At 71.2% G+C, this 26,930-nt stretch carries 23 protein-coding genes; 13 read left to right on the top strand and 10 right to left on the bottom strand.

Annotated elements, in window-relative coordinates; all coding sequences use genetic code 11:
* The first annotated feature begins 28 nt into the window (after positions 1-28).
* The 3 genes from Vlu01_RS01950 (at position 29) to Vlu01_RS01960 (ending at position 3,069) form a co-directional block, all read left to right on the top strand.
* Complete coding sequence (locus tag Vlu01_RS01950) at positions 29-1,276, top strand: sensor histidine kinase (protein ID WP_203992013.1); 1,248 nt, start codon at positions 29-31, stop codon at positions 1,274-1,276.
* Complete coding sequence (locus tag Vlu01_RS01955; RefSeq protein ID WP_203992015.1) at positions 1,273-1,923, top strand: response regulator transcription factor; 651 nt, start codon at positions 1,273-1,275, stop codon at positions 1,921-1,923. Before Vlu01_RS01950 ends, Vlu01_RS01955 begins: the two co-directional genes overlap by 4 nt.
* A gap of 78 nt (positions 1,924-2,001) precedes the next feature.
* Positions 2,002-3,069 carry a hypothetical protein gene (locus Vlu01_RS01960; protein WP_203992018.1) on the top strand — a complete coding sequence of 356 codons (1,068 nt, stop codon included), beginning with the start codon at positions 2,002-2,004 and terminating at the stop codon, positions 3,067-3,069.
* Positions 3,070-3,121: 52 nt separating this feature from the next.
* On the opposite strand, the gene Vlu01_RS01965 is transcribed toward Vlu01_RS01960, so the two are convergent.
* Positions 3,122-3,580, bottom strand: a complete 459-nt coding sequence (locus Vlu01_RS01965) for a GNAT family N-acetyltransferase (protein WP_373307251.1) — start codon at positions 3,578-3,580, stop codon at positions 3,122-3,124.
* Positions 3,581-3,668: 88 nt separating this feature from the next.
* Here Vlu01_RS01965 and Vlu01_RS01970 point away from each other — a divergent pair, with 88 nt between their 5' ends.
* Both Vlu01_RS01970 and Vlu01_RS01975 read left to right on the top strand, forming a co-directional pair.
* Positions 3,669-5,168: a magnesium chelatase ATPase subunit I gene (locus Vlu01_RS01970; RefSeq protein ID WP_373307253.1), complete on the top strand. Its 1,500-nt coding sequence runs from the start codon at positions 3,669-3,671 to the stop codon at positions 5,166-5,168.
* 1 nt (position 5,169) lies between these two features.
* On the top strand, positions 5,170-7,128 hold the full coding sequence (locus tag Vlu01_RS01975) for a vWA domain-containing protein (RefSeq protein WP_203992021.1): 1,959 nt from the start codon (positions 5,170-5,172) through the stop codon (positions 7,126-7,128).
* A 33-nt stretch (positions 7,129-7,161) separates the two neighbouring features.
* On the opposite strand, the gene Vlu01_RS27700 is transcribed toward Vlu01_RS01975, so the two are convergent.
* The gene (locus Vlu01_RS27700) at positions 7,162-7,857 is read right to left on the bottom strand and encodes an RICIN domain-containing protein (protein WP_203992024.1); all 696 of its coding nucleotides are present in this window, start codon (positions 7,855-7,857) and stop codon (positions 7,162-7,164) included.
* 167 nt (positions 7,858-8,024) lie between these two features.
* Here Vlu01_RS27700 and Vlu01_RS01985 point away from each other — a divergent pair, with 167 nt between their 5' ends.
* From Vlu01_RS01985 to Vlu01_RS02010, 6 genes are all read left to right on the top strand, one after another.
* The gene (locus Vlu01_RS01985) at positions 8,025-9,404 is read left to right on the top strand and encodes an FAD-binding oxidoreductase (protein WP_203992029.1); all 1,380 of its coding nucleotides are present in this window, start codon (positions 8,025-8,027) and stop codon (positions 9,402-9,404) included.
* Positions 9,401-10,741, top strand: coding sequence for a class I SAM-dependent methyltransferase (locus Vlu01_RS01990; RefSeq protein WP_203992041.1), 1,341 nt, complete (start codon positions 9,401-9,403; stop codon positions 10,739-10,741). The genes Vlu01_RS01985 and Vlu01_RS01990 overlap by 4 nt, the downstream gene beginning before the upstream one ends.
* A 367-nt stretch (positions 10,742-11,108) precedes the next feature.
* Positions 11,109-11,390, top strand: coding sequence for an SRPBCC family protein (locus Vlu01_RS01995; protein ID WP_239095636.1), 282 nt, complete (start codon positions 11,109-11,111; stop codon positions 11,388-11,390).
* An 886-nt stretch (positions 11,391-12,276) separates the two neighbouring features.
* A complete protein-coding gene (locus tag Vlu01_RS02000; RefSeq protein WP_203992044.1) occupies positions 12,277-14,604 on the top strand; it encodes a putative bifunctional diguanylate cyclase/phosphodiesterase in 2,328 nt (775 codons plus the stop codon).
* A gap of 36 nt (positions 14,605-14,640) precedes the next feature.
* A complete protein-coding gene (locus tag Vlu01_RS02005; RefSeq protein WP_203992047.1) occupies positions 14,641-15,399 on the top strand; it encodes a MerR family transcriptional regulator in 759 nt (252 codons plus the stop codon).
* A 426-nt stretch (positions 15,400-15,825) separates the two neighbouring features.
* Complete coding sequence (locus Vlu01_RS02010; RefSeq protein ID WP_203992050.1) at positions 15,826-16,935, top strand: hypothetical protein; 1,110 nt, start codon at positions 15,826-15,828, stop codon at positions 16,933-16,935.
* Positions 16,936-16,945: 10 nt separating this feature from the next.
* Here Vlu01_RS02010 and Vlu01_RS02015 read toward each other — a convergent pair whose 3' ends face one another.
* Positions 16,946-17,305 (bottom strand): winged helix-turn-helix transcriptional regulator, encoded by a 360-nt coding sequence (locus Vlu01_RS02015; protein WP_275409215.1) that lies wholly within the window; start codon positions 17,303-17,305, stop codon positions 16,946-16,948.
* A 145-nt stretch (positions 17,306-17,450) separates the two neighbouring features.
* Between Vlu01_RS02015 and Vlu01_RS02020 the strand changes: the two genes are divergently transcribed.
* On the top strand, positions 17,451-18,320 hold the full coding sequence (locus tag Vlu01_RS02020) for an NAD(P)-dependent oxidoreductase (protein ID WP_239095637.1): 870 nt from the start codon (positions 17,451-17,453) through the stop codon (positions 18,318-18,320).
* 117 nt (positions 18,321-18,437) lie between these two features.
* Here the strand turns inward: Vlu01_RS02020 and Vlu01_RS02025 are convergent, their stop codons facing one another.
* Positions 18,438-18,881, bottom strand: a complete 444-nt coding sequence (locus tag Vlu01_RS02025; RefSeq protein WP_203992057.1) for a MarR family winged helix-turn-helix transcriptional regulator — start codon at positions 18,879-18,881, stop codon at positions 18,438-18,440.
* Positions 18,882-18,993: 112 nt separating this feature from the next.
* Here Vlu01_RS02025 and Vlu01_RS02030 point away from each other — a divergent pair, with 112 nt between their 5' ends.
* Complete coding sequence (locus Vlu01_RS02030) at positions 18,994-20,223, top strand: multidrug effflux MFS transporter (protein ID WP_203992060.1); 1,230 nt, start codon at positions 18,994-18,996, stop codon at positions 20,221-20,223.
* Between the two features lie 78 nt (positions 20,224-20,301).
* Here Vlu01_RS02030 and Vlu01_RS02035 read toward each other — a convergent pair whose 3' ends face one another.
* The 6 genes from Vlu01_RS02035 to Vlu01_RS02055 all read right to left on the bottom strand — a co-directional run bounded on the left by Vlu01_RS02035 (position 20,302) and on the right by Vlu01_RS02055 (position 26,922).
* Entirely contained in the window at positions 20,302-21,072 is a 771-nt protein-coding gene (locus Vlu01_RS02035; RefSeq protein ID WP_203992062.1) for a DivIVA domain-containing protein, read from the bottom strand.
* A gap of 98 nt (positions 21,073-21,170) precedes the next feature.
* A complete protein-coding gene (locus Vlu01_RS27705; protein WP_275409216.1) occupies positions 21,171-21,305 on the bottom strand; it encodes a hypothetical protein in 135 nt (44 codons plus the stop codon).
* A complete protein-coding gene (locus tag Vlu01_RS02040; protein WP_203992065.1) occupies positions 21,272-21,721 on the bottom strand; it encodes a hypothetical protein in 450 nt (149 codons plus the stop codon). Before Vlu01_RS02040 ends, Vlu01_RS27705 begins: the two co-directional genes overlap by 34 nt.
* A gap of 93 nt (positions 21,722-21,814) precedes the next feature.
* The gene (locus tag Vlu01_RS02045) at positions 21,815-22,249 is read right to left on the bottom strand and encodes a VOC family protein (RefSeq protein ID WP_203992082.1); all 435 of its coding nucleotides are present in this window, start codon (positions 22,247-22,249) and stop codon (positions 21,815-21,817) included.
* A gap of 163 nt (positions 22,250-22,412) precedes the next feature.
* Positions 22,413-24,626 carry a choice-of-anchor J domain-containing protein gene (locus Vlu01_RS02050; protein WP_239095638.1) on the bottom strand — a complete coding sequence of 738 codons (2,214 nt, stop codon included), beginning with the start codon at positions 24,624-24,626 and terminating at the stop codon, positions 22,413-22,415.
* A gap of 109 nt (positions 24,627-24,735) precedes the next feature.
* The gene (locus tag Vlu01_RS02055) at positions 24,736-26,922 is read right to left on the bottom strand and encodes an MMPL family transporter (RefSeq protein ID WP_203992096.1); all 2,187 of its coding nucleotides are present in this window, start codon (positions 26,920-26,922) and stop codon (positions 24,736-24,738) included.
* Between the last annotated feature and the right edge of the window lie 8 nt (positions 26,923-26,930).

Consider the following 26,930-nt stretch of genomic DNA (forward strand, 5'->3'; position numbering starts at 1 on the left):
CCACCGCACCCACCGGCATGATGGGGCGATGGGTCCTCGCGCTGCGCTGCGTCCACTTGTCGCCGGCACCACCTGGCGACGTGGCGTGTTCCTGCTGCTCGGCGGGGTGCTCGCGCTGCCGTACGCGCTGCTCGGGGTGGCCTTCGCGCAGTTGTTCGTCAGCTCCGGGGCGCCCCGACCGCTGGTGATGGTGCTGCTGGTGCCGGCGGCCGCCATCGCCGTCGTGCCGATCTTCCTCGGCGGTAGCCGTGCGTTGGAGATCGCGGCGGTACGCGGGTTGCTCGGGGTCGAGCTGCCCGAGCCGCTGCCGGGGCGTCGGCTCGACCGGGAGACCCGGCTGCGCGCGGCCCTCTGGATCGGGTTGCACCTGACCAGCGGCGCACTGGTGGTGGCGGCGCTGTTCAGTGCGGTGCCGATGGCGCTGGCGTTCATCGTCGCGCAGGCCGGTGTGGACGTCGGTATCACCGGGGCCGAGCGGTTCGGGCCGTTCGACGGCGGCGACAGCGGTTGGCTGACCCTCGTCGGGGTGCTCGTGCTGGTCGCTCTCGGCTACGTCGTGGCCGGGCTCGGCGCGCTGGCCGCGTCGATGGCTCCGGCGCTGCTGGGACCGGCGTCGGCTGAGCGGATCGCCGCGCTGGAGGCTCGGGCGGCACGGCTGGCCGAACGTAACCGGTTGGCCCGGGAGCTGCACGACTCGGTCGGCCACGCGTTGACCGTCGCCACCCTCCAGGCCGGTGCCGCCCGCGAGGTGCTCGACGCCGACCCGGACTTCGTCCGCCGGGCGCTGACCGCCATCGAGGAGACCGGGCGGCGAGCGATGGACGATCTCGACCATGTGCTCGGATTGCTCCGGGAGAGCGGGGAACCGGCGGTCGTCGCGCCGCAACGGACCCTGTCCGACCTGGACCGGCTGGTCGCCGACACCAGGTCGGCCGGCACGCCGGTGAGCAGTCAGGTACGTGGACCGGTGGAGAGCCTGCCGCCGGTGGTCTCTCGGGAGGGCTACCGGATCGTGCAGGAGGGGTTGACCAACGCCGCCCGGCACGGCCGAGGAGTGACGTCCCTGCGGGTCGACGTGGTACCGGACGCTCTGGAGATCGAGCTGGTCAACGCTGTCGCTCAGCCGGCGTCCGGCGGCCCGGCGGTGCCGGGTGGTGGCCGGGGACTGATCGGCATGCGGGAACGGGTGCTGCTGCTCGGCGGCCGGATCACCGCCGGAGCGGACGGAGAACGATGGCGGGTGCGGGTGCGGCTGCCGACCGGAGCGGACGGATGAGTGTGGACGTGCTGATCGTCGACGACGACGAACTGGTCCGGATCGGGCTGCGGACCATCCTCGACGCCCAGCCGGACCTGCGGGTCGTCGCGGAGGCCGCCGACGGGGCGGAGGTGCCCCCGCTGGTCGCCCGGCACCGACCGCAGGTGGTGCTGATGGACGTCCGGATGCCGGGGATCGACGGCATCCAGGCCACCCGGCACCTGCTGGCCACCTCCGCCGAGCCGCCCCGGGTGCTGGTCGTCACCACGTTCGCCAACGACGAGTACGTCTACGAGGCGCTGCGCGCCGGAGCCAGTGGGTTTCTGCTGAAGCGGGCCAAACCGGCGGAGGTGGTGGCGGCGGTGCGGGTGGTGGCACGCGGCGACTCGCTGCTCTTTCCGGCCGCGATCCGGCGGCTGGTCGGGGCGTACGGGCGGCGGGACGCCGACGGGCTGCGGGCCGCCCGGCTCACCGAACGGGAGGCGGAGGTGCTGCGGCTGATGGCCGCCGGGCTGTCCAATCCGGAGATCGCGGCGCGTCTGGTGGTCGGCGTCGAGACAGTGAAGACACACGTCGGGAACGTGTTGACCAAGCTCGGAGTGCGCGACCGCACCCAGGCGGTGATCGCCGCGTACGAGTCGGGATTCGTCGTCCCCAACGGTTGAGGCCGTCCCCCGCGAGGGGGAGACGGTTCCCCGCCGCTCGGGAGGGCAGGCCGGCTGCCTCGGTCGAGGCTGGGAAGCATGACCAACGTAGCCGTACTCGAACACCGCGACACGTCCCGCCGTCCCGGTCTGCTCGCTCCACTCGCCGCCGGCTGGCTCGGGCTGTGGGGCCTGCTCGCCCTGGTGGCGGCGCTCACCGGCACCGGCTACCCGTTCGGTGCCGACGACCCGCACCTCGATTCGACCCTGCTCCGGCTGCTCCCGACGGAGGCGGGACCACCGTTCTTCGCCGGGACGCTGCTCGCCGCCGCCGTGCTGGCCCTGGCCAGCCGGACGATCCGTCCTGCCGGACCGCTGCGGCTGCTGCTGCTCGGCTACGGCTGGGCCGTGGCGTTCGTGCTGGCCGTGGTGGTCCCCGGCATCCAGGTGCTGGCCCTGCTCGGATACGCGCCGATGCTGCTGTTCGGGGCACCCTTCGGCTGGCCACCGGTGGACTACGCCGACGTCTTCACCTGGGCGTTGGCCGTCCGGGTCGCCGCCATGGTGGGCGGCGTGCTGCTGAGCGGGGTGCTGCTGGTGTGGCAGCGACGTACCGCCGGTTGCTGCGTCGGGTGTGGTCGCGGCGGCACGGGCCAGGGCTGGGCCACCCCGGCGGCCGCCGCCCGCTGGGGTCGGTGGGCCGTCTGGGTCGCGGTGGTGATCCCCTTCGGGTACGCGCTGACCCGGTTCGCCTGGCTGGCCGGCATCCCGCTCGGTCTCGCCCGGGACGACCTCGCCGAGTTGCGGGAGAGCGGCGCTGTCTGGGCGGGGGTCGGGCTGGGTGCCTTCGCCACCGTCGGCTCGGTGTTCACCCTGGGGCTGGTGCAGCGCTGGGGTGAGCGGTTCCCGCGCTGGATGGTGGGGCTGGCGGGTCGGCGGGTGCCGGTGCGGCTGGCCGTGATCCCCGCGACGGTGGTCGCGGTCCTGGCCACGGCGGCCGGCCTGAACGCCCTGAGCCTGCCCGAGTTCTGGGAGCCGGGCCGAGGGCTCAGTGTGGCCGGCGCCCCGCTGCTGCTCTTCCCGCTGTGGGGGCTCGCGCTCGGTGCCGCCGCGTACGCGTACCACCTGCGTCGCCGGGGCGTCTGCGGGCATTGCGCGCGGGGGTGACCGGCGGGCCCCGGTCCGTCGTCCGGCACGGGGCGGACGACGGACCGGGTGCTCACAGCAGCTCGCGGGCGTAGCAGACGGAGAGCGCCTCGCCCCGGTACGGCCCGAAGTTGTCGATGCGCCGGTAGCCCTCCCGTTCGTAGAAGCGCATCGCGTCGGGTTGGCCGGTGCCGGTCTCCAGCAACAGGGTGCGCACACCGGCGTCGCGGGCGGCCTGCTCCAGGGCGCGCAGGACGGCGGTCGCGACGCCTGTGCCCCGGGCCGGCGGGCTGACGTACATCCGTTTGATCTCGGCGGATCCGGGGGCGAGGAATCGCAGGCCGCCGCAGCCGACTGCAGTGCCGTCGGTGTCGCGGGCGATCAGGAAGACGCTGACCGTCTCGGCGGTGGGCGGCGCGCCTGGCTCGTGGTCGTCGCAGCCGTAGCGGGCGTCGAGTTCGACCCGCTGGGCGTCGCGCAGCCGGAGGGCGTCGGCCGACTCCCAGGGTTCGCGATCGATGGAGAGCACCACGGCCCCTCCTCTTCAGCACGGACAGAGTTCATGATCATGCCAGGTTGGTGGGGGTCGAGGGAGACGGTTGCGCGCTAGCGTGGGCGGGGTGAGTGAGTCATCGCGTGTTTCGCCGCTCCCACCCGCCGACCTGCCCACCACGCTCGGTGCGCTGCGCGCCGCCGGGCACCGCTACCGCACCGTCAAGCAGGAGCTACGCGACAACCTGCAGGCCCGGATGCGCGCTGGCGCGCCGCGGTTCGACGGCATCGTCGGATACGACGACACCGTGCTGCCGGAGGTGGAGCGGGCGCTGCTCGCCGGGCATGACATGGTGCTGCTCGGTGAGCGGGGCCAGGGCAAGACCCGGCTGATCCGGTCGCTGGTGGCGCTGCTCGACGAGTGGACGCCGGTGATCGCCGGGTCGGTGCTCAACGAGCACCCGTTGCACCCGATCACTCCGACGTCGCGGGCGTTGGTCGCCGAGACCGGCGACGATCTGCCGGTCGATTGGCTGCACCGTTCGATGCGGTACGGGGAGAAACTGGCCACCCCGGACACCAGCGTCGGCGACCTGATCGGCGACGTGGACCCGATCCGGCTGGCCCAGGGGCGTACGCTCGGCGACCCCGAGACCATCCACTTCGGGCTGGTGCCGCGCACCAACCGGGGCATCTTCGCCGTGAACGAGCTACCCGACCTGGCCGAGCGGATCCAGGTGGCGCTGCTGAACGTGCTGGAGGAGCGGGACATCCAGGTGCGTGGCTACCAGCTGCGGCTGCCGCTGGACCTGCTGCTGGTGGCCAGCGCCAACCCGGAGGACTACACCAACCGGGGCCGGATCATCACCCCGCTCAAGGACCGCTTCGGCGCGGAGATCCGTACGCACTACCCGACCGAACTCGAACTGGAGCTGGCGCTGATCCGGCAGGAGGCCGACCTGGTCGCCGAGGTGCCGGAGCACGTGCTGGAGGTCCTCGCCCGGTTCGCCCGGGCGGTGCGCGAGTCACCGTCGGTGGACCCCCGGTCCGGTGTCTCCGCGCGGTTCGCCATCGCCGCCGCGGAGACGGTCGCGGCCGCCGCGCTGCGCCGGGCGTGCCTGCTCGGCGAGGACTCGTCGGTCGAGGACGACGTGTTAAGAAGGGCACCTTCCTCTACCGGAGACGTTAACAAGGTGCCCTTCCTTGCAGCGGTGGCGCGGGTGGGCGACGCGGTGTCGGTGACATCGACGCTGCGCGGCAAGGTGGAGTTCGAGAGCGGCGAGGAGGGCCGGGAGATCGAACTCCTCGGTCACCTGCTGCGGACCGCCGTCGCCGAGACGTTCCGGGCCCGGCTGGCCGGGCTGGACCTGTCCGGCTTCACCGCGCTGGTCGAAGAAGGCCAGACGATCGAGACCGGCGAACTGGTCTCCGCCGCCGAGCTGTTGCGGCAGGTCGGCACGGTGCCGGGGCTGGCCAAGGTGCTCGATCGGCTCGGTGCCGGCGACGCGCCGAGCACCGGGCAGGCCGCTGCGGCCGTCGAGTTCGTGCTCGAAGGGCTGCACCTGAGCCGCCGGCTGGGCAAGGACGTCACCGACGCCGGCCGTACCCGCTACGGCGGCCGGACCTGAGATGGCCGGAAACCGGTTCCGGTACGGGCAGTGGCACGGTGGCCCCGATCCGCTCGCACCCCCGTACGACGTGCAGGCCGCGGTGGACCAGGTCGGCGCGGAGGTGCTGGCCGGCGGCAGCCTCCGTGACGCGCTGCGGGACCTGCTGCGCCGGGGCCCGCAGGGGCGTGGCGGGTTGGACGAGCTGACCGCCCGTGCCCGCCGGCTACGCCGCGAGGCGCTGCGTCGGGGCGAGCTCGACGGTGCGGTGACCCGGGCTCGTGCGCTGCTCGATCAGGCGCTGGCCGCCGAGCGGGACGAGTTGGCCCGCCGCACCGACGAGGCGGCCCGGTTCGCCGAGACGGTCCTGGACGACCTGCCCCGCTCGACCGCGCAGGCGGTGCGGGACCTCGCTGACTACCGATGGGCCAGCGACGACACCCGGCGCACCTACCAGCGGATCCTCGACGGGCTGCGTGAGGAGGTCCTCGGTCAGCGCTTCGCCGGGCTGCGCGACTCGGCGCGACTGGCCGCTGACCCGGCGGTGCAGGAGCGGGTCGCCGAGATGACGCGGGATCTCAACGCCCTGCTGGTCCGACACGCCCGTGCCGAGGACACCACCGACGCGTTCGCCGAGTTCATGCGCCGCCACGGCGAGTTCTTCCCGGAACACCCACGTGACGTGGACGAACTGATCGACCTGCTGGCCCGCCGCACGGCGGCCGGGCAGCGGCTGATGAACTCCCTGTCGCGGCGGCAGCGTGAGGAACTGGCCGGGCTGATGCGCGAATCCCTCGGTGACCGGCTCGCCGGCGAGTTGGCCGCGCTGGAGGGGAACCTGCGGGCGCTGCGGCCCGACCTGCGCTGGGGGCGAGGCGAACGGATGCAGGGCGACCAGCCGTTGGGTTACGGCGAGGCGACCGGGGCGCTCGACGACATCGCCGAACTGGACGACCTGCTCGACCAACTGGGCCAGACACACCCCGGCGCGACCCTGGACGACATCGACGTCGAGGCGGTGGCCCGGACGCTGGGCCGGGACGCGACCGACGACGTACGCCGGCTGCGGGAACTGGAGCGGGAGCTGCGCCGGCAGGGTTGGGTGACCCGTGACGCCGATGGTCTGACCCTGAGCCCGAAGGCGTTGCGTCGCCTCGGCGGCACGGCGCTGCGGCAGGTCTTCGCCGAGCTGACCGCCGGCCCCCGAGGCCAGCACGACCTGCGCTCGGCCGGGGCGGCAGGTGAGGTGACCGGCGCGTCGCGTCCCTGGGAATACGGCGACGAGCAGCCGCTGGACGTGGTGCGGACGCTGACCCGGGCGGTCCGTCGAGCCGGTCCCGGGGTGCCCGTGCCCCTGGCCGTCGAGGACTTCGAGGTCGTCGAGACGGAACGACGGGCCTCGGCGGTGGTGGCGCTCTGCGTCGACCTGTCGTACTCGATGATCTCGCAGGGGCGCTGGGGGCCGATGAAGCAGACCGGGCTGGCGCTGGCCCACCTGATGGCGACCCGGTTCCCTCAGGACGCTCTGCAGATCATCGGGTTCGGCCGGCGGGCGGAGACGCTGACCCAGCAGGAACTGGCCGCCGTCGAGCCGGACATGACGCAGGGGACCAACCTTCAGCACGCATTGCGGCTGGCCGGCCGGCACCTGCGGCGGCATCCGGACGCCGAGCCGGTGGTGCTGGTGGTGACCGACGGGGAACCGACCGCCCACCTGGACCCGGACGATGGCGAGGCCCTGTTCGCGTGGCCGTCGTCGCCGGAGACGATCGAGGCGACGATCCGGGAGGTGGACCGGCTCGGCCGCTACGGTGCCACCCTGAACCTCTTCATGCTCGGTGACGACCCCGGCCTGCGCCGCTTCGTCGACGCGGTGGCCCGGCGCAGCGGCGGCCGGGTCTTCACCCCCGACGCCGACGACCTGGGCGAGTACGTGGTCAGCGACTACCTACGGTCCCGCCACGGCCGCCGTCGTCGGTGACGTACCGTCGGTCCGGCCCCGGCCGCCCTCGGCTCAACCGATGATCCACAACTGGGCCGGGTTGCCGTCGCAGGGTGCTTGGACGATGTCGGTGCCGGCCGCGGTGCCGCCGTCACGGGCCTGGGCGCACTTGCCGCTGTGCACGGCCACCACCACCACGCCGTCGCCCGCCGGTTGCAACCGCCACTGCTGGTTGCCCTCACCGTGGCAGCCGAACTGCTGCAACCGGGCGCCGTCGTCACTGCTGCCACCCTCGACGTCGAGGCACTGGTTGTGGGCGGCGTTGGTCAGCGTCACCGATTCCGGTCCGAAGGCGTTGACCACCCACTGCTGCTCCGGCCCACCGCTGCACTCGGTCAGCTTGGCGACCGCCTTCTCGCCGTCGCCGTCGAGACCGAGGCAGCGGCCCGAGCCGACCCCACGGAACACCTTCGGTCCGACGACCGCGTCCGGATCCTTGCTGGGGCTCGGTGTGGGGGAGGGTGCGGACGGCGTCGGGCCGGGCTCCGCTTCACTCTCGGTCGGGCTGGGCTGCGCCGTGCTCGGGCTCGGCGCGGCCACCGTCGGTGCCGGCGTCGGGTCGCCGCCGCCGAGCACGCCGGTCGCGAAGAGCACCCCCAGCAGTACGCCGATCAGCCCGACGGCCAACGCCGTGACCAGCAGCGGGTCGCGAGCCGGCCCGGGACGGCGGTTGCCGTAGACGGTGCCCGACCCATCGGTTTCCGACATGCCGGCATCCTGTCCCACGGCATCCGGTGTCGGTCAGCCGCCCCCGGTGGCGGTGACTGAGTCGGCAACCCGCGCGTGCTGTCAGAACGCACTTTTACCTGATCGGGGTGCGAAACGTCTCCGATGGACATCCCACCGAGCACCGGCCAGACGCGTAAAGTGATTCCATGCACGCCCTGCGTGATCATGACCAGGCGGTGGCCGAGCTGCGACGGTCGTACGCGGCGGTGCCACCCGGCCAGCCGGTGCGGCTGGCCAAGCGCACCTCCAACCTGTTCCGCCCGCGCAGCGCCCCCGCCTCCGGGCTGGACGTCAGCGGCCTCGGCGGGGTGCTGGGCGTCGACCCCGGTGCCCGTACCGCCGATGTGCAGGGCATGTGCACCTACGAACGGCTGGTCGAGGCGACCCTGCCGTACGGCCTGATGCCGCTGGTCGTGCCGCAGCTTCGCACCATCACCCTTGGCGGGGCGGTGACCGGGCTGGGCATCGAGTCGACCTCGTTTCGCAACGGACTGCCGCACGAGTCGGTGATCGAGTTGGACGTGCTGACCGGTGCCGGTGACGTGGTCACCGCCCGGCCTGACGGCACGCACGCCGACCTGTACGCGGCCTTCCCCAACTCGCTGGGCAGTCTCGGGTACGCCACCCGGCTGCGGATCGAGCTGCAACCGGTCCGCCGCTACGTGGCACTGCGCAACCTGCGGTTCACCAACCTGACCGCGTTGACCGAGGCGATCGGCGAGATCACCGAGACCCGCCACTGGGCCGGCGAGAGCGTCGACGCGTTGGACGGGGTGATGTTCACGCCCGGTGAGGCGTACCTGGTGCTGGGTAGCTTCACCGACGACGTGCCGGCCGTCTCCGACTACACCGGCCAGGAGATCTACTACCGTTCGCTGCGCCAGCGTCAACACGACGCGCTGACCATCCACGACTACCTGTGGCGCTGGGACACCGACTGGTTCTGGTGTTCGGCGGCGTTCGGCGCGCAGCATCCGGTGGTGCGACGGCTGTGGCCGGCACGGTGGCGGCGCAGCGACGTCTACCACCGCATCGTGCGCCTGGAGCACCGGCACCAGGTCGCCGCCCGGGTCGACCGGTGGCGTGGCCAGCCGCCCCGGGAGCGGGTCGTGCAGGACGTGGAGATCCCACTGGACCGTACCGCCGAGTTTCTGCACTGGTTCGCGGGCGACGTCGGGATGACACCGGTCTGGTTGTGCCCGCTGCGGCTGCGCGAGCCGACGGGCGCGGGGTCGGCCCGGTCCTGGCCGCTGTATCCGCTGCGACCGGGGCGGGACTACGTCAACATCGGGTTCTGGGGGAGTGTGCCGATCGCCGAGGGCGCCGCCGACGGCGACGTCAACCGGAGGATCGAGCACGCGGTGTCGGAGTTGGGTGGGCACAAGTCGCTCTACTCCGACGCGTACTACGACCGGGATTCGTTCGACCGGCTCTACGGCGGCGGAACGTGGCGCGCCGTACGGGACCGGTACGACCCGGACCATCGGCTCACCGGACTGTACGAAAAGGCGGTAGCACGCGCATGAGCCTCACTGACCGAAGCCAGGGAGCGGCCGGCGCTCCGGCCACGCCGCCCGCTGGGGGCCGGCGGCGTGGCGCGACTGTGGCGGACATTGTCCGAGCGGTGACCTCGGGACCCCTGCCGGTACGCGTCACCGGGTACGACGGCAGCTCGATCGGCCCGGCCGACGTCGGGATCACCTTGTCGATCCGCTCCGAGCGGGGGCTGTCGTATCTGCTCACCGCACCGGGAGATCTGGGCCTGGCGCGTGCCTACGTCAGCGGTGACCTGGGCCTGGAAGGAGTGCATCCGGGCGACCCGTACGAGGCGCTGCGGGTGCTCGCGGGGCTGCGGATGCGACCCCCGGCGCTAACTGAGGGGCTGGCCCTGGTGCGTGAGCTGGGTTGGGAGCGACTGCTGCCGCCCCCGGCTCCGCCGCAGGAGGCGCGGCCTCGCTGGAAACGCGTCGTCGATGGACTGCGGCACTCGCGGACCCGCGACAGCAGCGCCATCTCGCACCACTACGACGTGTCGAACGCCTTCTACGAGAAGGTGCTCGGCCCGTCGATGACGTACACCTGCGCGGTGTACCGCAGCTCGGACGACACGTTGGAGCAGGCGCAGGCGAACAAGTACGACCTGGTCGCCGGCAAGCTCGCGCTGCGGCCCGGGATGCGGCTGCTGGATGTGGGCTGCGGCTGGGGCGGCATGGTCCGGCACGCGGCCCGCGAGTACGGCGTCAAGGCGCTCGGCGTGACGTTGTCGCGGGAACAGGCGCAGTGGGCGCAGGCGGCGATCGAGCGGGAAGGGCTGTCCGAGCTGGCGCAGGTACGGCACCTGGACTACCGCGACGCACCGCGCGAACAGTTCGACGCGGTCTCCTCGATCGGCCTGACCGAGCACATCGGAGTCCGCAACTATCCGGCCTACTTCGGGTTCCTGCGGGACCGGCTGCGCCCGGGGGGACGGCTGGTCAATCATTGCATCACCCGGGCGGACAACCGGGCACCGCACCGCTCCGGGGCGTTCATCGACCGGTACGTCTTCCCGGACGGTGAACTCGCCGGGCCGGGTCGGGTGATCAGCGAGATCCACGATGCCGGGTTGGAGGTGCATCACGAGGAGAACCTGCGTCAGCACTACGCGCTGACGCTTGCCGCGTGGTGTCGCAACCTGGTGCGGAACTGGGACTTCTGCGTCGCCGAGGTGGGCGCGGGCACCGCCCGGGTCTGGGGGCTCTACATGGCCGGATCGCGGCTGGCCTTCGAGCGCAACGGCATCCAGTTGCACCAGGTGGTGGCGACGCGCAACGGCCCCGACGGCGTGAACGGCTATCCGCTGCGCCCGGACTGGCTGCCCTGACCGGCTGATCGAGGGACTGAGCGGGCCGCGCCGGACCTGCCGGCGCGGCCTTTCTCGACGCCATCGACAAGGCAGACGCGGCAGCGCGTCTACTACAGGTCGACCAGCGAAGGGTTCGAGGCATCACCGAGGGCACCTACCAGGCGGTCACCCGGTCGTACTGGCTCTCACCCCGCCTGGTCGGTCGGATCGGGCTGCGCCGCACCCGCGACGAGCTGAGCCCGGGCTACCTGCTCGACCTGATGGAGGAGGTCCAGGCCCGACGTCGCCGCCCTGGACCGCGCTGCTCCGGAACTGCCGTCGATCGGCGTTTCCGGCGAGATCCGCGTGCCGGCCGAACGCCGGCAGGAGTTGCGGCGCTGAACCGATGATCCTCGCTGCCCGCTTCGCCGCCAGGGTGGTCGATCTGGAGCCCGGCCGGAAGGTGTCCGTCGACTGGGGAGCGCCCGGCGTCACCAGCTGGGAACTGGCCGAGTCCGAGGGCCGCACGAAGCTCGCCTTCGTGCAGAGTGGCTTCGACGAGCAGAACCCGCCGTACGCCGCCTGGGCCGGGAATGTCTCCGGGCTGGCCGAGCTGCGCCGCTTCCACGAGGTGCCGGCGGGGCAGCCGATCTGGCTGCCCGAGGAGACCGCCACGATCGTCGGCTGAGCCCGCTACCGACATGGGCGGTCGCATCTCGACGTGCCGCCCCGACCATCCCTTCCCGACGGACCGCACGAACACCCTTAGAACGACCGGCAGTAGGGCTGGCGTGCCGCAGCCCCGCCAGCCCTATTGTCGGTCACTCTTAGTAGCAAACCCTGGACGGCGGGATCTCGCCATCGCCTCCTTTGCTCTGCTTACTCATACGCACAGGTTGCGGTGAGTGACTGAGCTGACTGCTGCGTGCTGCAGATAAGGCCAGCTCAGTCGGGGAGTGCGTATAGGTAAGCAGAGCAAAGGCGCGAAGCAATGTGGTCAGGGCGGGCCGGCTGGTGACTTTCGGTGACGACGTTGCGGTTGTCGCGCTGCGTCACGGCGGGCGGCGGTCGGGCGGGGCGGCGAGCACGGCTGGTGCTGTGGGCATGGCGGGTGCTGTGGGCATGGCGGGTGCGGTGGGCATGGCGGGTGCGGTGGGTACGGCGTGTGGGTGTGTTTGCGGCCTGCGGCCCGTGTGGGGCGTTGCGGCCGCTGCGGCCCGTGCGCGGCCGGTGGGGCTGGTGGAGCGGGGTGCGGTGGCGGGTTTGGTGGGGGGTTCGGTGGCGGCGGTTGGTGGCCGCTGGGTGCGCAAAGGTCAGCGGAACGTGATGGTTTGGCAACGGGGAACGATGGGATGTAACGGAGGGCGTGACGGGGGCGCTACGGGGAGTGGGAGAGTCGCTCGGCGGCTGGCGTGACACCAGGGTTGGTGCGCCACGACGCGCCAGGGATGTCGACTCGGGTGCGGGGTAACTCTGGCGGGGTGGTTACGGGCGTGGCTAGGCTTTCGGGGTTTGCCAGGGCCGGGTCCTCACCGTCGAGGGTGTACGCACGAGAGAGAGCCGGAGCGATCGCTGTGTCGCGGAGGGACGTCGAGCGGTCTGCCGCGCGCTCGCCCGGACGGGACCGGGTGGGCCGGGTGGGGCTGGTCGGTGCGGCTGTCGTCGTCGTGATCGAAGCTGTCTGGCTGGCGTTGCAGTTGCCCGATGGCGCGTTGGTCAGCGATCTCGGTGCGCTGACCGTGGCGGGCTGGGCGGCCGGGGCCTGCGTCGTGGCGGCCCGTCGACATCCCACGACGATGCGTCGGTTCTGGCTGCTGCTGGCCGCCACCATGGCGTTGTCGTTCGCGGGTCGAGCACTGTGGACGTCTCAGCGGCTGCTGGGGGAAAGTCTGCCGCACACCCTGCCGGTCGGGTTGATTTTCGCGGCCAGCCTGGTGACCGGGACCGCTGCGCTGTTCTGCTCGGTCACCGCGCCGCGTACCGCGGTGGGTCGGGTCCGGACCCTGCTCGACGGGGTGATCGTCGGGCTGGCGCTGATCCCGATCGGCTGGTTGCTGATCTTCCGCAACGTCAGTCTGGCCGACCTGGACGAGCCACTGCGTTCCACCGGCCTGCTCTACCCGATGTTCGACCTGATGCAGCTGACCATCCTGGTCGTGGTGGTCGGCCCACGCCGGCCGGTCTGGCGGCCGATGGCGCTGCTCGGTGTGAGCCTGACGATGCGAGCTGTGGCGGACACGTTCTACGTGCTGCTGGTGGCCGCCGGCACCTATCGGAGCGGCACCCTGGTGGACGTGCTCTGGCCACTGAGCTACCTGGTGATCGTGGTGGCGGCCCGCACGTCGCCGCCACGGGACCACAACGCTGCCGAGGAGGCCGGGCAATCACCGCTACCGCCGTGGTGGCGGGTGGTGCTGCCCTACCTGCCGGTGGGTGGCGCGATCGTGGCGACCATGCTGGCCCGCGACGCCACCGGCAACACCCCGATGCCGATCTTCCTGACGATGATGGCGCTGTTGGCGACGCTGGCTCTGCGGCAAGGGTTGGCCGCCAACGAGAACCTGCGGCTCGTGGTGCAACTGCGCAAGCTGGCCTACGTCGACCAGCTCACCGGACTGCCGAACCGGCTGGCGTTCACCCGCCGGCTGCGCGGCGCGCTGCGCGGCACCAACCGGGTCGCCGTGCTGCTGCTGGACCTGGACGGGTTCAAGCAGGTCAACGATCGGTTCGGGCACACCACCGGTGACACGCTGCTGTCCGGCCTGTCCCGACGGATGCGTCGGGCGGTCGGCGACGGCGGCATGATCGCCCGGATCGGTGGTGACGAGTTCGCCGTGCTGGTCACCGACGCCCGGCCGTTGGCACCGGAGCGGCTGGCCGAGCGGTTGCTGGCGGCGCTGCAACCATCTCCCGGTGAGGAACTGGTCGGGGTGCATCCGTCGGCCAGCATCGGCATCGCCGAGTACGGGCCGCAGCACATCTCTCACACGGATCTGCTGCGCGACGCCGACATCGCCATGTACGCGGCGAAGGCGGCCGGCAAGTCCGCGTACCGGCGGTGCACACAGGGTTTGCGGGAGTCGGCGGTGAGCCGGGCCGAGTTGATCGCCGACCTGCGGCGGGCCGTCGACGAGGAGCAGCTGCACCTGGAGTTCCAACCGATCGTGGACCTGGCCACCGGGGCGGTACGCAGCGCGGAGGCGTTGGTGCGGTGGCGCCATCCCCGGCTGGGCATCCTCAGCCCGGCCCGGTTCCTGCCGCTGGCCGAGGAGACCGGACTGATCCTCTCGATCGACCGGTGGGTCATCCACGAGGCGTGTCGGGCGGCGGCCACCTGGCAGGATCGGGTGCCGGCGGCAACGGTGGCGGTGAACATCGCCGCGTCGCATCTGCGTCGACCCGACCTGATCGCCACCGTCACCGAAGCCACCGCGGGCGCCGGGCTGGCACCACGGGCACTGACCCTGGAACTGACCGAGTCGGCGCTGATCGAGGGCAGCGACGCGGTGCTGGACCGGCTGGGGCAGTTGCGGGAGCTGGGCATTCGGATCGCCATCGACGACTTCGGCACCGGGTACTCGTCGCTGAGCTACCTGCACCGGATACCGGCGACCGAGTTGAAGATCGACAGGTCGTTCGTGGCCCGGATCTCCGAGGACGCCCGGGCGTACGCGACGGTGGAGATGGTGACCCGGTTGGCCGGCGCGTTCGACCTGACCGTGGTGGCCGAGGGGGTGGAGACCGAGCGGCAGCACGACGCGGTGGCCGCCGTCGGCTGTGTGCAGGGGCAGGGCTACCGCTACGGTCGTCCGACCGCCCTGGCCGAGTTGCGTGCCGTCTTGGCGAAGGCCAACCCACCTGCTGTGTCCGGTGTCGCAGAATCGGGCTTGACCCTCACGTGACGGCAGGCGGGACCGTGGTTCCGGAAAGGGGGAACCATGGCCCACACGGTTGGTCAGGTGGCGAAGCTCGCCGGCGTGACGGTCCGGACGTTGCACCACTACGACGAGATCGGTCTGCTGACGCCGAGCGGGCGTAGCGGCTCGGGATATCGCCGCTACTCCGAGGCGGACCTGGAACGGTTGCAGCTGATCCGGTACTACCGCGAGCTGGGGTTCCCGTTGGACGAGATTGCCGTGATCATTAACGACCCGGCGACGGGCCCCGGCGCGCACCTGCGCCGCCAGCATGAGCTGTTGACGCTGCGGATCAAGCGCCTTCAGGAGATGGTCGTGGCGATCGAATTCGCGATGGAGGCGAGCAAGATGGACATCCAGCTGACCCCGCAGGAGCGGTTCGAGGTCTTCGGAAACTTCGACCCGGACGCGCATGCCGAGGAGGCGGAGCAGCGGTGGGGTGGCACCGAGGCGTACCGGGAGTCGAACCGGCGGGCGTCGAGCTACAGCAAGCAGGACTGGTTGCGGATCAAAACGGAGATCGAGGACTGGGGGCGGCGGATCGTCGCGCTGCTCGCCTCGGGTGCGCCGGCCGACGGGCCGGAGGCCATGGAATTGGCTGAGGAGCATCGGCAGCAGATCAGCCGGTGGTTCTACGAGTGCTCGTACGAGATCCACACCGGGCTGGCCGACATGTATCTGGCCGACGAGCGGTTCACCGCGTACTACGAGGCGATGGCGCCCGGTCTGGCGGAGTATCTGTCCGAGGCGATCCACGCCAACGCGATCACCCGCGCCTGACCGGTAGCCCGGCCCGGTGCCGGAACGGCAGATGGCGATCGCCGAGGCCGAGGTGCACAGGTTCCCGGTCGGCACGGTCGATTCGTACTGAGACGCGCGGGCGCGGGGCCGGACGGGTCGGGGAGAACCCGTCCGGCCCCGCGCGGTCCGCACCTCGCCGCGAGGTCCCATCACGTCGCGCCGCCGATCGGACGGCGACCCTCATCGACTCGTACGTCTGATTGGCGTTCCGGAGGCCGGTTACGTCACAGTCCGGGCTGGGCAGCGAACGGTGCGCAACGAAACCACCAACTCGTCCTTATTGCTCCACCGTTCGGGTAATTCGCCCACTTATAGCCGTGTCCATCGCGGTGCCCCCAGCCGTTAACACTGTGACACCCCATTTGGTGGCCTGCGGTTGGTGGCATGCGCGGCGAAGGAGTCGGCGTGGCGAGGACTGATTCGACGGGTTCGACATGGCGGTACCGGTGGGCGCGCCGGCAGAACGAGCGCCGGCTGCGGTTGTTCCGCAGCGCCGAGGGAAGCTGGCGGCGACGCGACGACGAACTGCGCCGCCTGCGTACGCTCGCTGAGCAGTGCCAGGGCTCAGCCACGGCCGGCGACGGTCTGCCGCTGGAACTGGCCCCCGACGAGGTCGTCCTCCGGGTGGTGCCGGCCGCGCAACTGGTGGAGATGCGGCACGACGGCGTGCTGCCCGCCCCCGACCTGTCCGTCGGCGCGCCGACCGGTCGACTGCGCCGACGCCTTCCCGACGGGGTACGGGTCACCGACGCCGGCATGGCGGTGATCACCAACCGGCGGCTGGTGCTGCTCGGCGGGCGGGGTCGACGCGACTGGGCGTACGGCAGGATGACCGGTCTGGCGCACGACCCGCACGCGTCGGTGACGCTGATCCAGGTGCTGGACCGCCGGCGGACCTCCGGGGTGCTGCTGCGCCCGGACGTGGCGGCCGAGTTCCGGTTCGTGCTCACCCTGGCCTTCGCCGACGCCATCGAGCAGCGTCAGGCGGTCATCGACCAACTCGACGAATTGATCAACGAGCACAGCCGGCTGCGCCCGTCCCGGCCCGGCATCGCCACGCCCGGGCAGGCCCGGCTGTCGGCACTCATCCCCGGCGGCCGACGGACCGCCGTGGTCGCCGCCGCGCTCGCCGTGCTGGTGCCGGTGGCCCTGGCGAACTCCGGGCCGTCCGACCCGACCAGCACCGAAACCGCCGTGGCCGCCACTCCCGCGCCCGCCGCAGCCAGCGCCGCGACGACACCGCGCGCCACCGGCTCAGCCAAGCCACCCCCCGCCAGCCCCAGCCCCGAGCGGCGCTGCGGCGCCCCGAAAAACCCGATGGGGTACGACTTCTGCAGCGGCAAACGGATCCGTGAACCCGCCCACGAGGTGTGCGAACACTTCGACTGCGTACCCGGCTTCTGGGAGGGACGCGGCTACCTGGTGCAGTGCGACAACGGCAAGGTCAGCCTCGCCGGTGGCAGCCCCCGAGCGTGTGGCCTGCACGGCGGCGTACGCCGCACCATCTGGTCCTGACCCGTCGTGGTCAGGCGGGGGGTGGGGTGCCCTCGGCGGCGAGGCGTTCGGCCCGGCGCTGGCCCCACTCGCCCAGCGGGCCGAGTGCCTCGTTGAGTGACCTGCCGTGTTCGGTCAGGGCGTACTCCACTTTGGGCGGGACCTCGCGGTAGACCTCACGGTGGAGCAGGCCGTCCTGCTCCATCTCACGCAGATGTTGGATGAGCATCTTCTCGCTGACGCCGGGCAGGCCCCGTTTCAGCTCGCCGAACCGGCGGGTGCCGTAGTTGGCCAGCTCCCACAGGATCAGCGACTTCCACTTGCCCGACACCACGTCCATCGCGGCGTCGATCCCGCAGATGTACGGGCCACGCCTGTCGCTCGATGCCACGCCTGCGCCTCCTCGATGGCCGTTCAATACTTACCTGGAGGTAAGTATTGAACAAAATAGTGGGTACTTGCCCGGTCGGTTGTGGTCGCCAAGCATGGTGATCGGCGCGCCCGTCAGATCACCGACCAGAGCAGGGGACCATCGGATGACCGTCAACACCACCTTCCTGGGGCTGGGCGCGATGGGCAGCGCGCTCGCGACGACGGCGTGGGACGCCGGCCACCGGGTCGTCGCCTGGAACCGCACCGGCCACCGGGCGCAGAGCCTGCGTGATCGGGGCGTCGCCATCGCCGACAGCGTCGAGGAGGCGGTCGCCGACGCGCGTACGGTCGTCGTCTGCCTCTTCGACGACGCCTCCGTACGCGACGTGCTCGGACCCGTGTCGACGGCCCTGTCCGGTCGCAGCGTGATCAATGTGACCACCACGACGCCGAACCAGTCCCGTGACCTCGCCCGATGGGCGGAGGAACGCGGCATCGACCTCCTCGACGGCGCGATCATGGCCGTCCCGGAGATGATCGGCGGCCCGGGTTCGACGATCTTCTACAGCGGATCGGCAACTGCCTTCGCGAGTCACCGGCCCCTGCTCGACCTGTGGGCAGAGAGCAGCTACGTCGGGTCGGATCCGGGCATGGCGGCGCTCTACGACACGGCGATGCTCTCCGGCATGTACGCGATGTTCGCCGGCTTCCTGCACGGCGCAGCCATGGTCGGCTCCGAGGGAGTGTCGGCCGGCGAGTTCGTCCGGCGGCAGGCGCCCTTCCTCGCCGCGATGACCGAGCAGTTGGCCGGCTTCGCCGCGACGGTCGACGAGCAGGACTACCTCGGGCCGGGCCAGCAGAGCCTGCGGTTCACCGAGACGGCCCTCGCCACCGTGCGACAGGCCAGCACCGGGCAGGGCGTCACCGACGAGGTCCTCGAACCGGTGCACGACATCATCCGTCGGCAGATCGCCGCCGGTTTCGCCGAGCACGGCACCGCCCGCATGTTCGAGGAAATGAGGAGTGCCCGATGAGCGGAGATGGCGATCTCCGGTCGGTCACCGTCATCGGCCTCGGACCGATGGGGCGGGCGATGGCCGCCGCCTGGACCGCCCTCCATGAGGTGATCAAGGCAAGGCGGTGAGTCGCCGTCAGGGCAGCTCGGCGGCGTGCTCGGCCAGGCGGGACAGGGCGGGCACGGCGGCGCGCAGCCGCTCCCGGTCCGCCGGGTCGAGATCGGCCAGGGCGGCGGCGAGCAGCTCCCGGCGGTGCTGCCCGTAGGCGACGATCCGCTCGCACGCCAGCTCGGTCAACTCCAGCCGGACGGTACGCCGGTCGGCCGGGTCCCGGTTCCGGTGCAGCAGGCCGGCGGTGGTCAGCTCGCCGACCAGGGTGCTCACCGTGTTCGCGGCGGTGCCCATCCGTTCGGCGGCCTCCCGGACGCTGATCCCGGGTTGGCGCTGCACCAGCCGCAGCACCTCGACCTGTGCGTCCGGCAGAGCGGCGCGTCCGGTCCGCAGGACAGCCCGCCGACGAAGCACCCGATGCAGGTCACTGAGGGCGGCACCGAGCTGGTCGAGCGTCTCGTCGGTCACAGTGCCGCCCTTCCACGCTGCAATACCTCTGTAGGCAGAGCTATCGTAGCCGGACGCCACCGGCGGCCCCGGCCACGCCGTGGTGACGCCGACCGCCGAGGAGAACCACCCGATGCCGCAGACCGACGTGCCCGTACGCCCGCCGGAGCGCATCACCCCACCCACCGGCCGCGCCGCACTCGCGCTGCTGGTGCTGCTCGGATGCCTCACCGCGATCGGTCCGCTGTCGCTGGACACCTACCTGCCGGCGTTTCCCGGGATGACCCGCGATCTGGCCGCCAGCCAGGCACAGATCCAGCTCTCCCTGACCACCTGTCTGATCGGCATGGCCCTGGGTCAGCTCGTCACCGGCCCGCTCAGCGACCGCTGGGGCCGGCGTCTGCCGGTGCTGGTCGGTGTCGCCGCGTACGCCCTGTTGTCGCTGGTCTGCGCCGTCGCGCCGTCGGCGGAGACCCTCGCGGTGGCCCGCTTCGCGCAGGGTTTCGCTGGTGGCATGGGCACGGTCGTCGCCCGCGCCGTCGTGCGGGACCTGTATTCCGGCCGGGCCGCCGCGAAGTACTTCTCCCGGTTGGTCCTGATCTTCGGCATCGCGCCGATGGTCGCTCCCGCCCTCGGCAGCCTGGTGCTCAACATCGGCGACTGGCGTACCATCTTCGTCGCTCTCGCGCTGGTCGGCGTCCTGCTCGCCACCGCCGTCGCGTGGCGGCTGCCGGAGACCCTGCCCGCCGGGCGACGCCACACCGGTGGTCTGGCCGCGACCGCCACCGCCGGCCGCGTCCTGCTCGCCGACCGCGTCTACCTCGGGTACGCGTTGACCCAGGGCCTCGCCTTCGCCGGACTCTTCGCCTATCTCTCCGGTTCCCCGTTCGTCCTGCAGGACGTCTTCGGCCTCTCCGCCGGCATGTTCAGCATCCTGTTCGGTCTCAACGCGCTCGGCTTCGTCGCGGTCGGCCAACTCAACGCCCGGCTGCTCGACCGCTACGATCCCCGCCCACTGCTGGTCAGCGGCCTCGGTCTCAGCCTGCTCGCCGCCCTCGGTGTGCTCGCCGGGTCCCTGCTGGACAGCCTGCCGATGGTGATCGTCGCGCTCTTCGTCTTCCTCGGCTCGCTCGGCCTGGTGATGCCCAATGGCACCGCCCTCGCCCTGGACCGGCACGCCGCCCACGCCGGCACCGCCGCCGCGCTGCTCGGCGGCATTCAGTCCGTGGTCGCGGCCAGCGCCGCACCACTGGTCGGGCTCGGTGGGGAGGGCAGCGCGATTCCGATGGCCGTGGTGCTCAGCGGCGCGGCCGCCGCCTCCCTGCTGACCCTGCTCACCCTCGCCCGCCCGGCCCGCGCCTGACAGCCGTGGCTGCGTCGGCTGTTCGGGCTGCGGCTGCTCGACCTGCGCCGGCTACTCGGGCTGTGCGGGCCGCGCCGCCTACTCGGGCTGCGGCTGTTCGGGCTGCTCCGGCTCGTTGGCGAGAGTGGCGGCGAGCCGCTCCAGGAAGGCGTCGACTTGCCCCATGTCGTAACCGCGCAGCGCGACGGTGAGCGTCCTGGGGTCCAACTCCGCCCTGACCGCCTGACGCTGCGCCGCCGTCCCCGAGGCGAGCGCGTCCAAGCCCCGCTTGACCAGGTCGTCCACCGTCCGCTTCTCATAGCCGCGCAACGCCAAGTCGAAGACCGGCCCGGAGACACCCTGCTCACCTCGTCGGGCGTCGATTCGATCTTGCCGGGCATCGGTGAAGCGACCACCGCTGACCCGGTGCAACTCGGCGGCCACCTCGTCGGCCGTCTCCCGCACGTCGGCGAGGTCGAGCAGGGCCAGAGCGGGCCGGCCGTCGACCGGGCTGTGACTGGTGAGCGGCCTGTCGATCGTCGACCCGACGCCCGGAACCAGCAGCAACGACAGGGTGGGGAGTGCCGCGCCAGCGGCGCGCGTCGGCTGGCCCAGCACTATCGCGTCGATTTCAGCCCACGGCACCAGCCGGTTGAGCCCGGCGACCCGCAGGTCCAGCCCGTCGACGCCGATCCGGAACCGGAACGGCCGGAGCGACCGGGCGGTGATCCAACCACCCGTCAGTAGTGCGGCTCCGGCGACGATCCAGACACCGGTCCCGGGGGATTCCTTGCCCAGCAGTAGCGACACCCCGAACGCGAGCAGCAGGACCCCGAGGGCCAGCGAACGCCGATTCCTGCGCAGCTCCATAGCGACACCTCGATCATTTGAGCGGCCGTGCAGAGCATGGCACGCCGACGCAACCGGTGCTGACCTCACCGGCCCCGACCATCGCTGATCGCTCCCGCTCAGCCGGATTCGGTGACCTGGCTGCCCTGGTCGGGCGGGGTGCCGTGGTCGGGTGGGTTGTCCTGGTGGCGTGGGGTGTCCAGGTCAAACCAGCGGACGATCAGGGCCGCGAGCTCGTCGAGTGCCGCGTCCACAGCGGTGCGGTCGTAGCCCAGCTCATGGGTGGGCAACTCGGCCGCCCGTCGAGTGGGCTCTGCCCCTTGAACGGTCCGTCGATCGTCGAACCCGCCGCCGGCACCAGCAACAGACAGGAGGAGATGGACTTTTTCACCTCGATCGTCGGCACCTGCTGGTCGAGGATGATCGCGTCGATCTCGGCCCACGGCACCGCCCGGTTGAACCCGGCCACCCGGGCGGCCAGCCCGTTGGGCCCAATCTTGAATGTGAACGGCCGGCGTTCGGCGAAGACGATCCCGCCGCCCAGCAGCAGGGCGATGAGGCCGATGATCCACCCCAGCACGGTGAGCTCGAAGCACCCCAGCAGGACCACGCCGGCCACGAAGAAGAACAGGCCGAGCACCAACGGGCCACGGCTTCTGTGCAGCTCCACATCGACCCCCTCGAATCAGCGAGTCGTCGGAGAGAGCATGACACGGCCAGCGCCTCGTCGGTTGCCCCGGCGGCGGGCACCGGTGCCGGTGGGTCAGGGCGTGCCGAAGTCGGGGATGGTGATGGTGCCGTCCGCAGCGATCGGAAAGCCCGGATTCCAGGCGATCTCCCAGAGGTGACCGTCCGGGTCGGTGAAGTAGCCGGCGTACCCGCCGTAGGAGGTGTCGCGGGCCGGTCGGGTGACCGTGGCCCCGGCCTGGGCGGCGGCGGCCATCAACCGATCCACCTCGGCGCGCTCGCGTACGTTCTGCGCCAGCGCGACCCCGGCGAACCCGCCCACACCCCGGTCCTCGACACCGGCGTCCTCGGCCAGCGACTGCCGCGCCCACAGCACCACGACGAGCCCGCCGGCCTGGAAGAACACGGTCTGCTCGACTTCCTGGCCGTGCCAGCCGAGCTGCCCGTAGAAGTCGCGGGACCGGGCCAGGTCGGCGACGCCGAGCGTGATCAGACTGAGTCGCTGTTCCATCGCAGCACGGTAAACCGGATCTGCGACAACTACCCGAGGGGGACCCGGACGGCGACGTCGTGTTTCGGGGCGGCGCCGCTCCGCGTCGCCGGATCCGGCAGCTTCGCCAGGAAACAGCGAACTCCCGGTGCCGCGAGCGCGACACCGGGAGTTCCTGCTCAGGTCAGCTCAGCGGCGCGCCGCCGGGCTGGACCACGTTGTTCACCGTCAGGGTGTACGGCGCGTACTGCGTGACCTGCTCGGTCGGCTCGTCGTAGGCGACGATGGCGACCACCTTCGGGAAGGCGGTCAGCAACGCCGTCTGGATCAGACCGAGGGTGAAGCCGGACTTGCCGTCGACCTCGACCTGGTAGGCCAGCTTGAGCTTCTCGTCGATGCCGACGAACCGGAGGTTCCAGTTCGCCACCGGCGTCGGGTTGAGCTCCGACGGCGAGTCGAACGGCTCCAGGCTCGAACCGTCGCTGACCAGCGTGCCGCCGACCGCGACGTCGTCGATCAGCAGACCGCCCTCGTTGACCCCGCCGTCGCTGACGTACCGGAAGCTGACCAGCACGTCCTGCCCGGCGTACGCGGACAGGTCGAACGAGTGCGGCTCGAAGCCCTCGGTGGTGCCGTTCAGCGCCGGGCCGAGCGGACCGGCGACCGTCTCCTCACCGGGGATGACGGTGTAGGTCTTGCCGCCGTCGGTGGAGACACTGACGTAGCCGTAGTCGTAGCCGGCCTCGGCGCCGTACTTCGCCAGGAAGGTCAGCGTCGGGTCGGCGGCCGGCACGGACACCTCGGTGACTGCGGCGACGTCCAGGCTGTTGCCGTTGCCGGACCACAGCACCGGGTTACCGCTGCGGTCCGGGTCGTTGCTGACGACCTGCCAGGCCAACGGAACCGCCGGCAGCGTCTTCGCGCCCTGGAACTTGATCGAGCGCAGGTCACCCCGACTCAGTGGCTTGCCGTTGGCCTTCTGCAGCAGGACGTAGTCGGCACCGTTGGGTGCCGCGCCGGCAGTCTCGTACGAGGCGGGGTTGACCAGGTTCACCGTGGCGTTCAGGCTGGGCGAGGTGACCCGACGCTTGTCCACCCCGAGCGTGACGCCCAGCTTGGAGTTGCCGACGATCCGGTCCACCAGGTTCATCGTCTGGTAGTCGTGGATCACCTTGTACATGTCCTTGACGCCTTCGGCCTTCAACGCCGCCTCAAGGCTGGCGAAGCCCTGACGCTCGCCGTCGCGGTGCAGCCGTGAGATGAAGTCCAGGCCGTAGCGGTCGTACAGGAACAGGATGAACGAGTAGGCGTTGCCGTAGTCGGCGAGCACCCCGCTGGAGGTCTTGCCCTCGTTCCACAAGTTGATCGAATTCTCTGGGCCGCCGCAGTCGCGTGGATTCGTGTTGTAGTCCGTCTGGACGATGCCGAAGCCCTGGAAGCAGTGGATGTGGCTGTCCGTGCCGGGCTGGTCGACCCGGGCCCTGGCGTCGACGTACCCGGCGAGCGTCTGCACGAAGTCGGAGAGACCCTCGTTCAGCCAGACCGTCTCGAACGGGTCGGCGTAGTAGTGCGCCAGGTGCTGCCACTCGTGGATGAACGTGGCCTCGTACAGGTTCGGGCGGGCCGGCCGGCTGGTGCACAGGTCGTCGGTCGGCTCGTTCGGCGGGTTGACGCCGGTGCGGTGCGCCCAGTCGAACGCGTCGACCGTCATGATGTTGCGGTCGAGCAGCTCGTTGAAGAGCGAGAAGTGGAAACCGGCGACGTAGCTGGGGGCGGCCGGGAAGTCGTAGAAGTTGTCGTCGCGTACGTTGTCGACGAGGGTGACGGTCCGGTTGCCGGCGCCGGTGAAGTCCCCGTCGATCTGCGCGTTGCTGCCGTCCCGCTCCGGCGGGGTGCTGAAGGCGGCCGTCGACTTCGGGTACATGTTGGTGTCGAACTCGTTGACCAGGTGCGCGACCTGCTCGTCGGTGACGACCGTCGAGTTCGGGATCTGCCGGCGGCAGTCGCCCTCAGGGAACTCCGTGTCGTTGGCGACCCACACCTCGATGTTGTCGCCCACGCCGCGCAGCGTGTAGTCCTTCAGGTAGATCACACCCTGGTAGTCGTCCAGGGCGAGCCACTGCCGCACCGTACCGACCGGCGGCGTCTCGGCCGCCGCCTTCGACCGGGCCTGGGTGCGGGGCTGGTACCGGGTGGGCGCCTCCAGGCGCTGCCCGTTGAAGGTGAAGTCCTTGCGGCTCAGCTCGCGGACATCGCTGGCGACCCCGGTGGCCGGCGCCGGCACCGGCTTCACGGTCGCGGCTTCCGTGGTGGCCGAGGCCGGAGACGGCGCGGCGATGACGAGTAACGGTAGGACGATGGCGCTGGCTGCTATCCCCGCGAAGCGGCGTCGTGCCACGAAACCTCCTCATAGGTCAGGGACTCGCCCGGGGCAGGCGTGGCCGGATGTCGTGGATCCGTACCCGCCGCCCCGGGCGTCCGCTGTCCCTCGTATCCTTTGCACACGATCATCGATCAAACAACCCCCGGACGGATCGAGGTCGATGATCAAGCATCGCAGCCACCCGCACAGTCCGGTCCCCGCCCGATCCGACGCCACCCGTGTCGGTCGGCGCCGGCCGTGGTGCCGGTTTGGCCAGGGCGCTCGGCCACCAGGTGCGGCGGCCCAGGTCCAGCGTCAGCGCCGGGACGAGCAGGCTGCGCACCAGGAACGTGTCGAGCAGCACACCGACGCTGAGGATGACCGCCATCTGCACCGTCGGCACCATCGGCAGTACGCCGAGCGCGGCGAACGTGGCAGCCAGCACCACACCCGCGCTGGTGATCACGCCACCGGTGACGGTCAGCGCGTGCAGCACACCCTGCCGGTGGCCGAGCCGCACGGTCTCCTCCCGAGCCCGGGTGGCGAGGAAAATGGTGTAGTCGACGCCGAGCGCCACCAGGAACAGGAACATCTGCAACGGGGTGGCGACGAAGAGCTCCGGATAGCCCATCGCGTCGAGGATCAGCCCGGCCACCCCCAGCGCGGCCACGTAGGACAGCAGCACGCTGGCCAGCAGCAGCAACGGCGCGACCAGCGCACGCAGCAGCAGCACCAGGATGGCGAAGACCACCGCCAGGACCAGCGGCACCACCGTGCGATTGTCCCGGTCGATCGTCCGCTCCTCGTCGAGCAGGTACGCCGTGTCTCCGCCGACGAGCGCCTGCGCCTGCGGAACGGTGTGCAGCGTGTCGCGCAGCCGCTGCACGGTGGCCAGCGCCGCGTCGCTGTCCGGCGAGTCGGCCAGGACCGCGGCGAAGCGTACCCACCGGTCGTCCGGCGACAGTTCCGCCGCGCCCACCTCGGCCACCCCCGGCACGGTACGCGCAGCGGCGCTCACCTGGTCGGCGGTAGCGGCGGTGGCGAGGATCTCTGCCGGGGCGACAGTACCGCTCGGATAGTGCGCCTCGATGATCCGCTGGCCGGTGATCGAGCCGACCTCGGTGGTGAAGGTCTTCTCCCCGGGCAGGCCGATGCTCAGGTTGCCGATGCCGAAGCAGAGGACCACCAGCACCGCTGCCGTACCCAGCCACACCGGCCGAGGCCGCCGGCCGACGAAAGCGGCGATGCGACGCCACAACCCATGCTGGGCCGCCACGTCGAGCCCGGCCGCATCGGGTGAGTAACGCGGCACGAACGGCCAGAACAACCACCGCCCGAGGATGACCAGCACGGCCGGCAGCAACGTGGTCATGGCCAGGAAGGCGGCCACGATCCCCACCGCCGCGACCGGACCGAGCCCCCGGGTTGCGGGCAGGTCCGCGGCGAGCAGGCAGAGCAGGCTCAGGGCGACGGTGGCAGCCGAAGCGACGATCGCACCGTACGACCGGCGCAGCGCGACCGCCATCGCCACGTGCCGGTCGGCGTGCCGGCGCAACTCCTCCCGGTAGCGGGCGATGAGCAGCAGCGCGTAGTCCACGCCGACACCGAAGACGAGCACGGTCATGATGCTCTGGCTCTGGAAGTCCACGGCCAGGTCGGCGTGCTCGGCCAGCAGGTACACCGCCGCGCTGGCGAGCTGGTTGGCCAGCGCGACCGTGATCAGCGGGATCAGCCACAGCACCGGGCTGCGGTAGGTGATGAGCAGCAGCAACGCCACGGCTGTCGCGGTCGCCAGTAGCAGTGCCCCGTCCATGCCCTCGAACGCCTCGGAGACGTCGTTCTCGGTGGCGGCCGGGCCGGTCAGGACGGTCGTCAATCCGGCCGGTGTCTCGCCGACCAGGTGGTCCTTGACCGCCGTGACCGCCTCAGCGCGCTGCTCCGCGTCCCCGGCGACCGGGAAGGCGAGCAGCACCGCCTGGCCGTCCTCGCTGGGCGCCGGTGGGGGCACCTGGCCGCCCTCGGCGTACCGGGAGAACTTCGCCCGGTCGGCCTCGACCCTGGCCCGGTCGGCGTCGGTGATCCCGCTTTCGCGCAGATAGACGGCGACGGCGACCGCGTGTGGATCATGCGACTGCGGGAACGCCTGCTGCGTCCGCTGGATCGCCCGGCTGGTCTCGGCGCTGGTCGGCAGCGCGCCGAGGGTGTCGTTCTCCTGCGCCTCGGTCAGCTTGGCGGCCAGCGGCCCGGCGGCGACGACCAGGAGGAGCCAGAGGAGCAGCAGCGCGTACTTGCTGCGGCGTCCCGGCGTCAGCACGGTTCTCTCGGTGATCATGCCTTCGA

This window comes from Micromonospora lutea (assembly GCF_016863535.1).
Taxonomy (GTDB): Bacteria; Actinomycetota; Actinomycetes; order Mycobacteriales; family Micromonosporaceae; genus Micromonospora; species Micromonospora lutea.

Coding starts and splice junctions, on each gene's coding strand:
- Vlu01_RS01950 (WP_203992013.1), top strand. CDS start 29: ATGGGTCCTCGCGCTGCGCTGCGTCCACTTGTCGCCGGCACCACCTGG.
- Vlu01_RS01955 (WP_203992015.1), top strand. CDS start 1,273: ATGAGTGTGGACGTGCTGATCGTCGACGACGACGAACTGGTCCGGATC.
- Vlu01_RS01960 (WP_203992018.1), top strand. CDS start 2,002: ATGACCAACGTAGCCGTACTCGAACACCGCGACACGTCCCGCCGTCCC.
- Vlu01_RS01975 (WP_203992021.1), top strand. CDS start 5,170: ATGGCCGGAAACCGGTTCCGGTACGGGCAGTGGCACGGTGGCCCCGAT.
- Vlu01_RS27700 (WP_203992024.1), bottom strand. CDS start 7,857: ATGTCGGAAACCGATGGGTCGGGCACCGTCTACGGCAACCGCCGTCCC.
- Vlu01_RS01985 (WP_203992029.1), top strand. CDS start 8,025: ATGCACGCCCTGCGTGATCATGACCAGGCGGTGGCCGAGCTGCGACGG.
- Vlu01_RS01990 (WP_203992041.1), top strand. CDS start 9,401: ATGAGCCTCACTGACCGAAGCCAGGGAGCGGCCGGCGCTCCGGCCACG.
- Vlu01_RS01995 (WP_239095636.1), top strand. CDS start 11,109: ATGATCCTCGCTGCCCGCTTCGCCGCCAGGGTGGTCGATCTGGAGCCC.
- Vlu01_RS02005 (WP_203992047.1), top strand. CDS start 14,641: ATGGCCCACACGGTTGGTCAGGTGGCGAAGCTCGCCGGCGTGACGGTC.
- Vlu01_RS02020 (WP_239095637.1), top strand. CDS start 17,451: ATGACCGTCAACACCACCTTCCTGGGGCTGGGCGCGATGGGCAGCGCG.
- Vlu01_RS02030 (WP_203992060.1), top strand. CDS start 18,994: ATGCCGCAGACCGACGTGCCCGTACGCCCGCCGGAGCGCATCACCCCA.
- Vlu01_RS02035 (WP_203992062.1), bottom strand. CDS start 21,072: ATGGAGCTGCGCAGGAATCGGCGTTCGCTGGCCCTCGGGGTCCTGCTG.
- Vlu01_RS02045 (WP_203992082.1), bottom strand. CDS start 22,249: ATGGAACAGCGACTCAGTCTGATCACGCTCGGCGTCGCCGACCTGGCC.
- Vlu01_RS02055 (WP_203992096.1), bottom strand. CDS start 26,922: ATGATCACCGAGAGAACCGTGCTGACGCCGGGACGCCGCAGCAAGTAC.